At 39.1% G+C, this 14,225-nt stretch carries 17 protein-coding genes and 1 pseudogene; 4 read left to right on the top strand and 14 right to left on the bottom strand.

Annotated features, from left to right (window positions below):
* Positions 1-27: 27 nt before the first annotated feature.
* Entirely contained in the window at positions 28-1,098 is a 1,071-nt protein-coding gene (wecB, locus tag ACZ5OK_RS03645) for a non-hydrolyzing UDP-N-acetylglucosamine 2-epimerase (RefSeq protein WP_343839293.1), read from the top strand.
* 41 nt (positions 1,099-1,139) lie between these two features.
* Here the strand turns inward: wecB and ACZ5OK_RS03640 are convergent, their stop codons facing one another.
* The 3 genes from ACZ5OK_RS03640 to ACZ5OK_RS03630 are packed head-to-tail and all read right to left on the bottom strand — an operon-like array spanning position 1,140 to position 3,852.
* Positions 1,140-2,207, bottom strand: coding sequence for a D-glucuronyl C5-epimerase family protein (locus ACZ5OK_RS03640; RefSeq protein ID WP_343839291.1), 1,068 nt, complete (start codon positions 2,205-2,207; stop codon positions 1,140-1,142).
* Between the two features lie 29 nt (positions 2,208-2,236).
* Entirely contained in the window at positions 2,237-2,908 is a 672-nt protein-coding gene (locus ACZ5OK_RS03635; protein WP_343839289.1) for an acyltransferase, read from the bottom strand.
* A 17-nt stretch (positions 2,909-2,925) separates the two neighbouring features.
* Positions 2,926-3,852, bottom strand: a complete 927-nt coding sequence (locus ACZ5OK_RS03630) for a glycosyltransferase (RefSeq protein ID WP_343839286.1) — start codon at positions 3,850-3,852, stop codon at positions 2,926-2,928.
* 149 nt (positions 3,853-4,001) lie between these two features.
* Here ACZ5OK_RS03630 and ACZ5OK_RS03625 point away from each other — a divergent pair, with 149 nt between their 5' ends.
* A complete protein-coding gene (locus tag ACZ5OK_RS03625; RefSeq protein WP_343839284.1) occupies positions 4,002-4,907 on the top strand; it encodes a Gfo/Idh/MocA family oxidoreductase in 906 nt (301 codons plus the stop codon).
* A gap of 182 nt (positions 4,908-5,089) precedes the next feature.
* Here ACZ5OK_RS03625 and ACZ5OK_RS03620 read toward each other — a convergent pair whose 3' ends face one another.
* The 5 genes from ACZ5OK_RS03620 to ACZ5OK_RS03600 all read right to left on the bottom strand — a co-directional run bounded on the left by ACZ5OK_RS03620 (position 5,090) and on the right by ACZ5OK_RS03600 (position 7,481).
* The gene (locus tag ACZ5OK_RS03620; RefSeq protein ID WP_343839281.1) at positions 5,090-5,305 is read right to left on the bottom strand and encodes a hypothetical protein; all 216 of its coding nucleotides are present in this window, start codon (positions 5,303-5,305) and stop codon (positions 5,090-5,092) included.
* Between the two features lie 17 nt (positions 5,306-5,322).
* The gene (locus tag ACZ5OK_RS03615; protein WP_464758437.1) at positions 5,323-5,700 is read right to left on the bottom strand and encodes a hypothetical protein; all 378 of its coding nucleotides are present in this window, start codon (positions 5,698-5,700) and stop codon (positions 5,323-5,325) included.
* 463 nt (positions 5,701-6,163) lie between these two features.
* Positions 6,164-6,379, bottom strand: a complete 216-nt coding sequence (locus ACZ5OK_RS03610) for a helix-turn-helix domain-containing protein (RefSeq protein ID WP_343839277.1) — start codon at positions 6,377-6,379, stop codon at positions 6,164-6,166.
* A 10-nt stretch (positions 6,380-6,389) separates the two neighbouring features.
* Positions 6,390-6,881, bottom strand: a complete 492-nt coding sequence (locus tag ACZ5OK_RS03605) for a DUF2975 domain-containing protein (RefSeq protein WP_343839275.1) — start codon at positions 6,879-6,881, stop codon at positions 6,390-6,392.
* A 306-nt stretch (positions 6,882-7,187) separates the two neighbouring features.
* Positions 7,188-7,481, bottom strand: coding sequence for a hypothetical protein (locus tag ACZ5OK_RS03600; RefSeq protein WP_343839273.1), 294 nt, complete (start codon positions 7,479-7,481; stop codon positions 7,188-7,190).
* 261 nt (positions 7,482-7,742) lie between these two features.
* On the opposite strand from ACZ5OK_RS03600, the gene ACZ5OK_RS03595 reads away from it, so the two are divergent.
* Positions 7,743-7,967, top strand: a complete 225-nt coding sequence (locus ACZ5OK_RS03595) for a hypothetical protein (RefSeq protein WP_343839271.1) — start codon at positions 7,743-7,745, stop codon at positions 7,965-7,967.
* A 67-nt stretch (positions 7,968-8,034) separates the two neighbouring features.
* Here the strand turns inward: ACZ5OK_RS03595 and ACZ5OK_RS03590 are convergent, their stop codons facing one another.
* The 3 genes from ACZ5OK_RS03590 to ACZ5OK_RS03580 all read right to left on the bottom strand — a co-directional run bounded on the left by ACZ5OK_RS03590 (position 8,035) and on the right by ACZ5OK_RS03580 (position 10,838).
* Entirely contained in the window at positions 8,035-8,985 is a 951-nt protein-coding gene (locus ACZ5OK_RS03590) for an aldo/keto reductase (RefSeq protein ID WP_343839268.1), read from the bottom strand.
* 165 nt (positions 8,986-9,150) lie between these two features.
* Positions 9,151-10,089, bottom strand: a complete 939-nt coding sequence (gene ribF / locus ACZ5OK_RS03585) for a riboflavin biosynthesis protein RibF (RefSeq protein ID WP_343839265.1) — start codon at positions 10,087-10,089, stop codon at positions 9,151-9,153.
* Positions 10,090-10,361: 272 nt separating this feature from the next.
* Entirely contained in the window at positions 10,362-10,838 is a 477-nt protein-coding gene (locus ACZ5OK_RS03580) for a hypothetical protein (RefSeq protein ID WP_343839262.1), read from the bottom strand.
* Between the two features lie 204 nt (positions 10,839-11,042).
* Here ACZ5OK_RS03580 and ACZ5OK_RS03575 point away from each other — a divergent pair.
* Positions 11,043-11,675 (top strand): annotated as a pseudogene (locus ACZ5OK_RS03575) (DsbA family oxidoreductase); the annotation flags it as partial.
* Between the two features lie 107 nt (positions 11,676-11,782).
* Here the strand turns inward: ACZ5OK_RS03575 and ACZ5OK_RS03570 are convergent.
* The 3 genes from ACZ5OK_RS03570 to ACZ5OK_RS03560 form a co-directional block, all read right to left on the bottom strand.
* The gene (locus ACZ5OK_RS03570) at positions 11,783-12,163 is read right to left on the bottom strand and encodes a DoxX family protein (protein ID WP_343839260.1); all 381 of its coding nucleotides are present in this window, start codon (positions 12,161-12,163) and stop codon (positions 11,783-11,785) included.
* A 294-nt stretch (positions 12,164-12,457) separates the two neighbouring features.
* Positions 12,458-13,171, bottom strand: coding sequence for a 3-ketoacyl-ACP reductase (locus ACZ5OK_RS03565; RefSeq protein ID WP_343839258.1), 714 nt, complete (start codon positions 13,169-13,171; stop codon positions 12,458-12,460).
* Between the two features lie 19 nt (positions 13,172-13,190).
* A complete protein-coding gene (locus tag ACZ5OK_RS03560; RefSeq protein ID WP_343839256.1) occupies positions 13,191-14,219 on the bottom strand; it encodes an NAD(P)/FAD-dependent oxidoreductase in 1,029 nt (342 codons plus the stop codon).
* Positions 14,220-14,225 lie beyond the last annotated feature (6 nt).

The following is a 14,225-nucleotide window of genomic DNA, read 5'->3' as shown; positions in this document are numbered from 1 at the left end:
AAAACATTGGTTTGAAAGGAGAATAAAATGAAAATCTTAACCGTTGTCGGGGCCAGGCCTCAATTTATTAAATCCAGTATGCTGTCGAAAGCTGTTCAGCCTTTCAAGGAGATAAAGGAAATTATCGTTCATACCGGGCAGCATTATGATGACAATATGTCCAAGGTATTTTTCGACCAATTAAAGCTGCCAAAGCCCGATTATCATTTAGGGGCAGGGTCAGGATTTCACGGAAGACAAACAGCTGACATGCTGGAAAAATTAGAATCCATTATGCGAACCGTTAAACCAGATGTGGTGCTTGTATATGGAGATACCAATTCTACACTGGCGGGCAGTTTGGCTGCATCAAAGCTTCACATTCCCATCGCCCATGTAGAAGCAGGACTTAGAAGCTATAATAGAAAAATGCCCGAGGAAATTAACCGGAAAGTGACTGATCATCTCTCTGACTGGCTGTTTTGTCCCACTTCATCTGCAGCTGAAAATTTAAAAAAAGAGGGAATCACAAAGGGTGTCCACATCACAGGTGATATTATGTATGATTCTGTTCTTTATTTTAAAGACGTAGCCCTACAGCAATCTTCTATTTTACAAAACCTCGCCCTTTCACCAAAAGACTATTATTTAGCAACAGTTCACCGCGCTGAAAACACAGATCAGCCTGAACGATTAGCCGCGATCCTGGAGGCATTTCAACAATTAGAAAAAACCGTTGTGATCCCTCTCCACCCGAGGACAAAAAATAAGATTGAACAGTTTCAATTATCCAATCTGCTAGCATCATCCACTATTAAAATTGTGGAACCTCTGGACTACTTTGATATGTTAACCATCACCTCTGAAGCAAGCATGATTCTTACAGACTCAGGAGGATTGCAAAAGGAAGCCTATATGCTTCAAGTACCTTGTCTTACATTAAGAGATGAAACAGAGTGGGTGGAAACCTTACAATCAGGTGGAAATCGATTAGTTGGCGCAAATAAAGAAAAAATCCTGAAAAGTATTCAGACCCTCCACTTTCCAAGTGATTTTCCACAGATTTTTGGTACAGGAAAAACGGCTCAGGAAATTCTAAACGTATTAACAGCAGAATAAATTAACTTGATGGGCAGGTCTGCCAACAGAAGTAAGGTTCCTTACTTCTGTTGGCTTTTTTCTGCAGTTATTCCTTTTAAATAGTTCTCCCACCTTAAAAGGATCTTTCCCATTTTCGGGTTCTTTTCAATCGATTGTAATGCAGCTAACAAATGGATATGGGTAACATGATAGCCCCATTTTGCTACGTTTGGATAGCCTGCATCTGTTGTATAATGAGTTAAGTCATATGCGGTACGGTTTCCTAAATCATACAAAGGAAGCATTCTTTTCAGAGTCACAATGCCTTGATCATATAGTCGTTTACATTCCTGGTTTCCCGTTGCTTTGTATAAATCATATAATCCAATTAAGGAATACATAAAACCATTTAGGATATAAGATGGAGGATTAGTTGGACATTCCTCATAAAATAAATACTTGCCCTCGAATTTAGCTACTACTCCCCTGGGCACAGGTGTTTTAAAAAGGAATTTTGCCCTTAAAGCAGCATTACTAAAGGTCCTATCCTTTGTAAGAAAGGCTGCACGGGATAAAACTGACATCGCCATTCCTAATCCGATTGATGAGTACCACGGAGCTTTCACATTCAAATTCCGTCCGGGGAAATAGGCAAAATCAAATGGATAAGGCCAGCCTCCCTGTCTATCCTGATTTTTTAAAAACCAATCCGCTACTATTAAAAATTTCCGTTTGCTTTGTTCATCTTTATTGTTCAGATAAAGACTATAGTGCTCGAGTCCATATTGAGCAATGGTAGCCGGATTATAATACTTCCCAAACGAATAAACCGTTTTGGGAATATCAGAATCATCAAATTCCACATTCCAGTTTTCCACTCTATTTTTATCAAAATGTAAATAGTTGCCCTGGGATTGATAGTCTTTTATTTTTGTTGCGCGTGCCTTCGTGACATGGATGTTTAATTGATTACTATCCGCGTTCCATACTTTTTCCGCATCATAGCCTTGTTCGATTAAGGATACCGGTACATATAATTCATTGCCTACTTTTTTCCCAACTCCCGTAAAACGATCATGCAGCACAACTGTAATATTCTTCATTTGGTCTGATTCCAATCGACTCACCTCTATTTCATTCGTATTCATGTGGATCAATAGAAAGGTAGTTTTAAGATCTATTTTTCCTTGGCAGGAACGCCGACAACCACTGTATAATCATCTGTATCCTTCGTCACGACGGAACCTGCTCCTACTATCGAATCCCTGCCGATGTTTACCCCAGGTAGTATCGACGCATTATTCCCAATCTTAGCTCCTTCTTTCATATAGGCTCCTTGTAAATTATAGTCTTTTGCCCCCATATACTTATCATTGGACATAGATACACACGGTCCAATAAATACATGGTCCTCTAAGGTAGTATCACCTGTTATATAAGCCAGGGTTTGTATCGTACAAGCCTTACCAATCGTTGAATTTAATTCAACTACCGCAGATCGGCCTATGACTGACTCCTCACCAACAGCCACTTTTTCCCTAATACTCGCCTGATCACCAATAAACACGTTTTGAGAAATATGTGTCCCAGAATAGATTGAAACCAAATGCCCCATTCGCGTACCTGATTCTATTACAAGCTGACTTTTCTTTTCGGTACTCTTTCTCATACGCTGGCTTCCACCTGGCTTAATCCCAAGCACACAGTTACTGCCAATCGTAACGTCATCCCCAATATGAGTCCCTTCCAGGATAACCGTATTATGACCAACGACAACATTCTCACCAATCACAACATCTTTCTCAATAACTGTGTTACGGCCTAATTGAACACTTTCCGGAATCGACATGATATCTAACTCCTTTATTATTTGTTACTTAAAATATATTCTATTATTTCAACAAGTTGTTGTGCTCGTAGTTTTGTGGAATGTTTTTTTCGTATGAAGTGGTATCCCTGTTCTGCAATCCTGTTTCGCTCAGTTTCATGTTCGAGAAAATAGGCTGCCTTTTCCTTAAAATTATGTTCATTAATCGAAACAAAATGAGACCCTGGAATAAATCCTAAATCCTCTAATTCATTAAAGGTTGGAGCGAGGAGTAATGTCTTACAGGCTAGCGCTTCAAAATATTTTAAAACCGGATAATGGAATACGGACGGTGAAGTGAACGTAATCTGTGCCCGGTTTAATTCCCTGGCGTACCGATTACCAATGATATGCTGTTGTTCTTCTTTCTTACTATAATGTCTGTATCCTGGATGCCGGTGGTAAACAAAATTCGCCTGACCTTCATATACCTCCAATATCCTTTGCCTTAAAGGATAATAATCACTGACTGCCCCCATCATTAATAAAGGGATATCCTTTTCCAACTCATAATCCTTAAAAATATCTAAATGGACAGCATGGGGAAGCCATTTCATTTTATTTTGGTACTCTGGATAGATTTCAAGGAATGGATCCCGGACAACAGAAAAAAGATACGCAATTTGATTTTGATCAATATAATTTTTTCTAAGTCTGGTAAAACGATGAACATCATTCACAAACAGGCCAGTGGGAATATCAATATTCGCCAGCCCTTTAATCGTCGGGTACATGCGTCGATCTATATCGTTTAATAGCAGAATAAAATCCGGCCTCTGCTCTATTTGGTTTAAAATATAGCTTATATGACCCGGTTTTCTCCACACCCTCACATGCGCAGTCTTCGAAAGTTCCTGCTCTAAGTAAAAATAATGCTTATTTAACAGGCCTGACGTATTTTCGGTAATAAACAAAAGGTTCAACAATGGATATATAGCTCCTTTCCGCTTAAAATCTATTAATTCTTGTCAGGACCATTGCCAAATTTGATTTATTCATTATAAATAATCTATTCCAATTACTTGCTCATGCATAGAATATCTTGTGCAATCATGAATAGTAAGGAGAATCTTTTATGAGAGTCGGTGTAATAGGAACTGGAAATATGGGGGAAAATCATGTCAAAACGTATTTATCTATGAAAGAGTATTGCGAGTTTATCGGAATTTACGATAATGATGAGGAAAAAGGACGAAGTATTGCCGAGAAGTATAAAGTGAAGCAGTTTCAGTCATTAAAGAGACTTCTTGAATCTGTTGATGCAGTTAGTATTGCTGTACCAACGGAATTCCATTATGATATTGGCTTACTTTGCACCGAACACAAGGTACACATGTTAATGGAAAAGCCAATTACGGATACCGGTGAAAAAGCAGAGGATTTAATCCAAAAGGCTTCTCAGGCAGGGGTCAAACTCCAAGTCGGACACATTGAACTCTTTAATCCACTGATTAATATGCTTTCAAAAGAACTGGAAAACGAAAAAATAATTGGATTCGACTTTCATAGAATGAATCCCTATGATAATAAAATGAAAAATATTGATGTCGTAGAGGATTTAATGATTCATGATCTTTATATTTTGCGTAAGCTTCTGAAAGACAACGTGACAGACTTTTATACCCTTGGAACCATTATTGAAAACACCCCAAAGCATGCAACTGTAATAGCCAAATCCTCTAAAGGAGTAATTTCTCAATTTACAGCAAGCTTTAAATCTAAAAGAAAGATACGAACGATAAAGGTATTGACAGAGGGTGCTTTAGTGGAAGCTGACATTTTAGCAGGAAGAATGAAAGTGTCCAGTGATACGAACACTAAAACAATCACAGTTGATAACGATATTCAGCCACTGCAGCTTCAGTTAATAGACTTTATTGATTGTATTGAGTCTCAAAGGACCCCTTCTGTTTCAGGAGACGATGGGATTAACGCTTTACAAATGAGCAAAGAAATCAGCAATGCGATTTATCATCATTAACAAAATTTCCAATTCCAGATCATTCACTAAATATCGTATGCTGTTATTTTAGAATCATACCATCAAATCCCTTCTTCCAAATATAATGGAGTATCCTGAATAAAACTAAAGATCATTCATCAATTAAAAAGGCGACTCCAAATCGAGTCGCCTTTTTAACTATATTCTTTTTTTATCTATTCCTATGCTGCCGCCACTGGGAAACGAACAAAGCTGATGGCATCTAAGGAAATATAAATATTCGTATTTTGTCCGTAACCACTGGTAATATTGATAACCAGAATCAATTCATCGGTTACGGTTGATAAAACCCCTTCTATCAGGTTATCATCTGTGGCAACTTCAACCATAGAACCTACACGTCTGGCAAGTTCCTCTGCAAACGTATCTTGAAACATTCCGTATACCCTCCTTTTTATAATTCACTTACAAACTGAATTTGTTCAAATGGCACTAATACTGTGTCACCAGTAGTTTCCAAAATGACCACATAGTTACTCTGTACAGCAATTAATGTTCCTGTCACGGGACCAAAAGAAGTCGTGACCTCAACTTGCTCATTAGTCAAATCTGATAGTACATCTCTTAGTGTTGTTGAAGTACCATTTCCATTATCCGTCTCGTCGTCACCATCACCATCTAAATCGAAGTTAAAATTAAAATCAGGTAAATCAATTAAATTATTTTCCGTCTCTCTGGTACTATTATTCGCTACTACAAGATTTCTTAACATTACCTGATTAAGCATACGTAATAGAGCTCTTTGTCTATTATTTAGAGGCAATTTCATCATTCCTTTCTATAATAGATTTCACTTTACTATATGCGAACCCCCCTTTCTTGTAAGGGCATCTGATTTAATTAGAAATAAATCCACTTATATGATAAGTATAAATCGCTTTAACTAGGGTAGATTACTAGAAAGCATGACAGCTGGAACAGATTTATTTTCTCATTCAATTGCAAAATACTTTATTTCCAAATTCCCATAATACAAAAAAAGCCTATCCCGTATCGTTACGGAATAAGCTCATTCGCAGAGGGAGATAGGAACTGTCCCGTCCTCACTATTGCTCCAGCTTTTCAATACGCCAGGTATGATTAGGATGGAACACGACGCTAATGGGCAGATATTCATTTGTTTTATGACTTAATTGATATTTGCCATAAATTTTAGTCTTTTTACTTCAATAAAAAGGACCATTCTCCTTCTTTTAGAATGGTTTGGTCCCCCTTAAGATTCGATTGTTTATCTTTTAAGTATCATCTTCTTTTTTGTACTCTAAAATATCTCCGGGCTGGCAATCTAATGCTTTACAAATTGCCTCTAAAGTGGAAAACCTAATAGCTTTTGCCTTCCCGTTTTTTAGTATAGAAAGGTTTGCCATTGTGATCCCGACTCTTTCCGAAAGCTCTGTTACACTCATTTTTCTTTTCGCAAGCATTACGTCAATATTAATTATAATTGCCATTTTATTCACCTCAGACCGTTAAATCATTTTCCGATTTTATATGAATGGCTTCCTGTAAAAGTCTTTGGAGAACAGCAGCAAAGACTGCGATAACCAAGGACGCCCCAGCAATAACCATTCCGATTAAAATAAGACCTGGTGCATCATCCCACTCCGCTATAATATAGACGAACGGAAGGACCACCACATACAAGCCACTAATGATAATGGCGCAGTATTTTATATTCTTTAGAGCTCTAACCGATAATTCCGAAAAGGCCTGGTTCCTGTCAATATAATTTAAAAGTTTAAAGGCCTGATACAACGCAATATAAAACGGTATAGCCGAAAGATACATTACCGCTAATAGGCCAAGTACAATATAACCCAACTCTGCTCCCCGTGTTGCATGCTCAATAGCTTCATTGGCTATCTGAGGCAGCAGCAATATACATAAGGCAAGAATCGGAATTCCAATAAGAATCACGGCTATCTTTAAAAAGAGAGTTGATCCACGTTTCATAAAAAGCACCTCACTAATTTTTGATCAGCTTAATTTTAATATAAAATTTATTGTTTTACAATAAATTTTTGTTGGTTATAGTTATGTAATTATTGTTACTTAGATTTAAGTACAGCCATACACAATTACGAAATGGCAGCCAGTAACATAAAAAAATGGAGGTAATTAAACCTCCAAAATTGCTTATCAATAAGTTTTTCCTTTCAGTAACGGAATAGACCTGCTTTTTCTGTATGTTGGCAGCTTGTTTGTTCATACGGAGGGGTTTACCACTTCCATACAGATGCCAATTGGGTCCCCTTCAGATTATGGTTGTACATCATCTTGCTGAGCACTAATATTGTTAATGGCTCGTTCCATTTGATGCTGAGTTTCCTCCACACGCATTTGTGCATCAAATAAAGGCTCACCAGAACCGCCACTTCCATTTATCGCCTTTCCGCGCGCTTCCTGAATCTGGTCCTGAACCCCCCGAAGCTGTTTTTGGATTTTTTTCATTGCTTCAGGATCAGCATCATTAATCGCCTGACGAGCGGCCTGCTCCAATTCCTCAGATATCTCATGCAACTGTTGAATCTCATGATCATTTTGAATAGGCATAACACATTCCTCCCTGGGGTGGTGTGGCTGGTGCCTGTCACCACCCGGTTTTTGTCGAATAATCTTATACATATCTTGCACGGTTTTGGGGCTGGTTATTCGTTGGGGTGGTGCCTGTCACCGCCCGTTTCTTGTCGAATAATCCCGGAACCATAGTCCTGTTCATCGTGTCCTGTATCTATTCATTTTTAACTGGATTTTGTTATAATATTAAGGAGGTAAATTAGAACTTTTTCCTTGCTAATTGGGGGGTTGTAGCAAGTGTTAGAGAGGCTTAGAAGGCTCGGATGGAAAAAGCTTGTGTTAGCCGCAATAGCCGGGACGATTTCGCTATTCGCTCTCGCATTCACTCTAATATTTGGCTTATTATTACTCATGAACCAATTCGATGATCGATACTTTAAATCAGAAGAGTACAAACAGGAAATGCAGTCCAGTGAAATGGGGGCAGAATGGAAAGAGGCAGGTTCATTATCCCAGATGTAAAAGGGATTATGAACCTGCCTTTCATTCGACAAATTTCGGGTGGTGACAGGCACCCGAAAAGAAAGCACTATTTCATTTCCTTTTCCCATTCACCTTTGATTTCCACTCCTGTTGCCTTTGCGGTTTCTTCTAAGTCTTTTATTTGCTGATCGGTTAACTCCACATTTGCAGCGGAAACTGCACCATCAACATGTCTGGATTTTGTTACACCTATTATCGGTACGGTTCCCTTTGCCATTGCCCAGGCAACTGCAATCTGAGTAGGTTCCACACCTTGTTCTTCTCCCATGCTCTTCATTTTTTCCAATAATGGATTCAATTTTTCCAAGACGTCAACAGTAAACGCTTTTCCTCTCCTCGTTTCAGGATTAAAAGGATTTTGAGGTGTATATTTTCCGGTTAATGCGCCCTGCTCTAGTACCATATATGAGAAGAAAACAACATTGTTTTGATTGCACCAGTCAATAATTCCTGCATCTTCTGAAGAGCGATATAATAAACTATAGTGGTTCTGTACGGCAGATAATTCTAAGCCTTCCTCTTCCAGAATAGAAGCAGCTAGCTTAATTTCCTCAAGATTGTGATTGGAAACACCCGCATGTCTGACTTTTCCACTCTTCATTAAAGGAATTAGCTCAGCTGTCCATTTTTCAACATCATTAGGGTTGTGTATCCAATAGATGTCCGCATGATCAACACCTAAGCGATTTAAGCTTTCAGAAAGGGACTCTTCCATTTCCTCCTGAGCACCTGGAGTAAATTTAGTTGATATAACCGCATTGTTCGAATCTTTAGTAAAGCTTCCTAAAATCGTTTCAGAAGCGCCCATTCCATAAACAGCAGCTGTATCCCACAAGTTAAATCCAGCATTCATCGCAGCATCATAAATTGGCTTTAAATCTTCTTTTGTAAGATTGTTACCAAAAATGTCTTCTCCGCTATTTGCCCCACTTCCCCAGGACCAGGTCCCCAAGGCAATTGGGGGGATTTGATCATTTTTGAGCTGAACATGTTTCATCTTCATTTCCACCTTTCCTAGTCGTTTCCTTCATCACTGGGACAAGAAACCTTATCCCTCATGTCCTGATGTTACCAATAAAAGGAATTTGAAACAAGAAAAACGAGGGCCCTCCCCCTCTCCTACTCTAATACATCCATAATAAAATCCTCCTAAGGGATTTCTTCACCAATTTTGTCCCATTAATTTTTCTCCTTCTATCTTGTCCTTCTCCATTTGCTCTACCAAGTCATCCAGATTATCAAAATTCAATTCTTCTCTCATGAAACGTAAAAATGAGACGGAGACGGTTTTGTCGTATAAATCACCAGAGAAATTGAGCAGGTGGGCTTCAATCAGATATCTGTGTCCATTTACGGCAGGGCGATATCCCGCACTAATGAGTGTATTCCAGTACTCCGAAATAACCCCATCCTCATGAATACCGACAATCCCTAAATAAACGCCGGGCTTTGGAACAACATAAGAATCGACCTCGCCAAGATTAAGGGTAGGAAAGCCAAGTTTTCGTCCCATCTTTTCCCCATGAACAACTGTACCTGTTACCGTGAATGGACGTCCCAGCAAGGCATGAACAGGATCCATCAGTCCTTCTTTAATATAATCCCGAATCGTTCTGCTGCTGATTTTTGTCCCATTCACTTTCACTTTTGGGACCACAGTTACTTCAATTCCCTGCCAATCACAAAGGTTCAGGAACTCTGTATGGGAAGCCTCATCATAATCAGCACCCTCACCCATGACAATTCGATTAACCTTTAAATTTGATAATTGCTCAAAAACAAATTCCCAGAAGGTTGTTTTAATGTCATCCTTCGTAATTTTTAAATGATAATATCTATCTACCCCCAATCGTTCAAGCAAATGAAGCTTATCCTGTTCCGGGGTAATTTTCTTATCAAAATCCTGATCATTTTTTAACACCCAAAGCGGGTGATCTGCAAAACCCATTACAGCTAAGATTTCTCCGTCCTTCATCTGTTCTCTTGCTTTTTGAAGGATTACCTGATGACCTTTATGTACACCATCAAAATTGCCAATCACCAGTGTTAGCGGGGTGGCTTCCACGAGCTGCTGCTTTTCATTTACAGTTATCATTTCCATTCACTTTCTCTCCTTTGGTTACGTCATACATTTCCATTATGTGGGATACAATGCCAAGAAAGAAGTTATGGAAATTCTATCTTTAAAACCCATGATAAGCAAAAAAACTGCTTCTTACAGATCCAAGCATCTTACTATTATTGGAAATGCTGTACCAAATCGTTTATTAAATGATAATTTCGGGTGGGAAACCATTCTTTTAAAAAAAGGTATTGAAGGACAAAACCACTCGGAAACACCGTTGAATAAATGTCCCTCATAAAAGTTATGTGTTAGCTATTCTCTTCCTTTCTTCTCCTGTTTTCAACCCAATACTGAACACCATAAAGGATAAACGCCTTATAATACAAATAAAAAAAGAATTGAACATGATTTAAGCGGTTTAGTCTGACGATCTTTATTTTCCTGAGAAGATCCATTAATACAAAAGCAAAAATGCCGTCAGATACTGCATTTGTCAGTAAAAACTTTTTAAAGTCCCCGTACGAAAATCTTAGAATCCACATAGCAATCGGCATATAGGGACCGATGCTAAAAGGAAGCTCATTGGTTATAAAAGATTTTTTCTTATCGTAAAACGCCCACCATTGTCGTTTCTGACCAGTCTTATGATTAATAAACTCGATAATCACAATGACAATCCCGGCTATTGAAAACCGCTTCACATTGCGCTTCCCTAAAAGTAGTAGTGACAGCCAGGGAAAGATGATTATAGCCAGATTAAATAGTAAATGTCTTTTGGATAACATAGCTTTTTCACCTTAACCTTTATTAGAGTCTCTTTTAAGGTATCCAAAGATATCCTCTATATTCTTCGGAAATGACAATTCATTCATCCGAATCACTCAAAATAAGTTATACTTCCCCTTTTCCATACAACAGGCAAGTACGTTTAGCGACCGGACATACCTATGCTACAATGGGGCAAAACATTAATAATTGAGGTGTTATTTATGAAAATTGAAGTATGGTCTGATTTTGTCTGCCCATTTTGCTATATCGGAAAAAGACGTTTGGAAATGGCACTGGAACAATTCCCCCATAAAGATGAGGTGGAAGTGGAGTTTAAGAGCTTTGAACTCGATCCAAATGCACCAGCCTATACCGATGAAAGTATTTATGAATCCCTGGCTGCAAAATTTGGTTCCAGCATTGAGCAGGTTAAGGAAATGAACAAGGGGATTATCGAACAGGCCGCTGATATCGGGCTTGAATATAACTATGACAATATGAAGCCAACGAATACTTTTGATGCCCATCGTCTGGCTAAATATGCACAGACACAAGGTAAAGAGAAAGAACTAACGGAAAACCTTCTGTACAGTTATTTTACAGAAAATAAAAATGTAGGGGATATCGACACCATTGCAGATATCGCTGAAAAAACAGGGATGGATCGGGAAAAGACATTAGAAGTACTGAATGACGAAACGGCCTATGCCGATGATGTTAGAGCGGATGAACAAATGGCCCGACAAATCGGAGCCAATGGGGTACCGTTTTTTGTCATCAATCAGAAGTACTCCCTCTCAGGTGCACAACCCCTGGAGACCTTTGAAAAAGCTCTTGAAAAAGTTTGGAATGAATAACACTTTTATGAAGAGAGACTTTACTGCTATGTAAAATGTCCCATATTTGAATTCCTGTAAACAAAAAGGGAGGGTGTCTCCTCCCTTTGTTTCCCTGGTTTTATTTATAAAGACCAGGTCCAGTCCTGAATCTGCAGCATCATTAACAGGGCTGCGGCCAGTGCGATATTTTTCATAAATTGATTTTCCTCCCCCATTTTTTGCATGGGATCCTCAAAAGACCAGAAGTTGTGAAACAGGATTGCCGCAAGAATCAGGAATACAACGAGAAGCAGGACGCCTATACCAACATACAGACCCGTAAGTATGGATAGCCCCCCGAAAATAAGAATCAGACCGGAACCTGATACAGCTGCTCCTGCTAAAGGAACATTTTTTTGCTGAGTGGCCTGCTTCATCCCCTGATAATTGGTAAGATGATTAAAACCTGTCATAAGGAAATAAATACCAAAAATGATTCGGCCGATAAGCCAGAAGCCTTCCATTCCTATGCTCCTTCCTTTAGATAGTTATTTAAATAGTGCCTGTCCTTATCAACCTATTCGAAAAAGCAAAATATATTAATATAAGTTTTTAATGAATTACATGACGGTTCCTGGAAACAGGACTATGGGTTCAGCATACTTGAACAACAACCATTGATCTGATTTATTCTTCCTGTATAAAAATCCAGGATATAAATGGTATTAACCCAAATCAGATAGGGGTATGTCTGGAAACAAATGAAACCCTGAGTTTCCAATGAACTCAGGGTTGGATGAAAGTTTTTTGCACTTTTTTTAAAAAGGATTTGTTGCCCATATAGCAGATGTTTTGATAAACGATCTTTGCTCAAGCTTCAGAATGCTGGTCATATATTCTGCCAAATCCTCAGGCTGTGTAAATTTTTCCGGATTTCTTTCCCCATCTTCTCTGGTCAGATCGGTTTCCACAAGGCTTGGTGTAAAGACGTTTACCCGAATGTTATGCGGACGGACCTCCTGCATTAACGCTTCACTCATCCCAATCACGGCAAATTTTGATGCACTATACGCACTCGAACCTTTCGTACCCTTAAGTCCTGACATGGACGAAATGTTAATAATATCCCCTTGCTTTTGATCAATCATGCCCGGCAGAACCGCTTTTGTCACATGAACCATCCCCAGCACATTAACGTTCATCAGATTTTCCCACGTCTCAGTCGGAATATCCATAAATGGTCCATAGGCTCCAACCCCTGCATTATTAATCAATATATCGATCGTACCAAGCTGCTCCGTGATATCCTTGACCGCCTGCTGAACTTCAATCTCCTGTGAAATATCTGCCGCTGCAGTGACATAGGTCGCCCCCATTTCATTTAACTCGCTTCGTATCTGGGTAAAGCTATCTTCAGACCTCGCTATTAAACCGAGCTTCACACCTTCCTTAGCAAGCTCTAATGCCGTTGCACGTCCAATTCCCCTGCTTCCTCCAGTAATTAAAGCTTTCTTCCCTTCTAAAGATTGCATGAAATCAACCTCCTCAATATTATTCGACAAAATTCGGGTGGTGACAGGCACCTACCTGAGTAGAAAACAAATGACTGAGTTCTTTATCTGGGTGAATGTATTTCTTTGCACTGTTCACTGCAATAGGACCCTCATTAAATCCACCTGCAATTAATGGCAGTTTGTTTTGGTAGTCTGCAATGTCTCCTATTGCAAAAACACCTGGAATGGAGGTTTCCATTTTACCATTTACTTGGATACTACCGTTTTCCATCTTCATTCCCCATTGGCCAATGTGCCCTAAATCAATTTCAAAGCCATGATTGACGATGATCTCGTCCACAGATAAAACCTCTGTCTCCCCTGTTTCCACATTTTTCAGCTCAGCCTGTGTAACTTGTCCCCCTTCACCTGCTAAACCATTGATAAAATAAGGGGTTTTCACCTCAACCGTTGAATGCTTCATTTTAGATACATTGCTCTCAATCCCGGAAAAATCGTTTTTTCGATAAACCAGCGTTACTTGTTCAGCAATCGCTTCTAATTCATTCGCCCAGTCAACGGCAGAGTTACCTCCACCAGAAATCAGCACATGCTTGCCTTTGTACTGATGTAAGCGTTTAGGAGAATAGCGTAGATTATTACCTTCAAATTCATATGCATTTGATAAATCCAGTTTCACCGATTTCAGAGTCCCAAAGCCTGTTGCGAGAATTACCGTCCGTGTAAAATGCCTGTTCCCGTTATCGCTTGTTAACACAAACGTTCCATCATCCAGCTGCTCGAGCTCATTACATTGCTCTCGTAAAACAACGGAAGGATGAAATGTCATGGCTTGTTCAACCAATTGCTCTGTTAATTTTTCACCTGATATCTGAGGGATTCCGCCAATATCCCGAATGATCTTTTCAGGATAAAAATAGGGAACCTTTCCTCCTAAAAAGGGTAAGTACTCGATTACTTTTGTCTTCATTTCGCGCATGCCACTGTAGAAGGCAGAAAATAATCCTGCAGGTCCTCCCCCTATAATGGTTACATCGTGTAGGTCGTTCGGCTGATTACCCAACATGATCCT

This window comes from Salinibacillus aidingensis, assembly GCF_055393355.1.
Note: the sequence above shows the minus strand (reverse complement) of the source record. Positions and strands in the feature narration are given on the sequence as shown.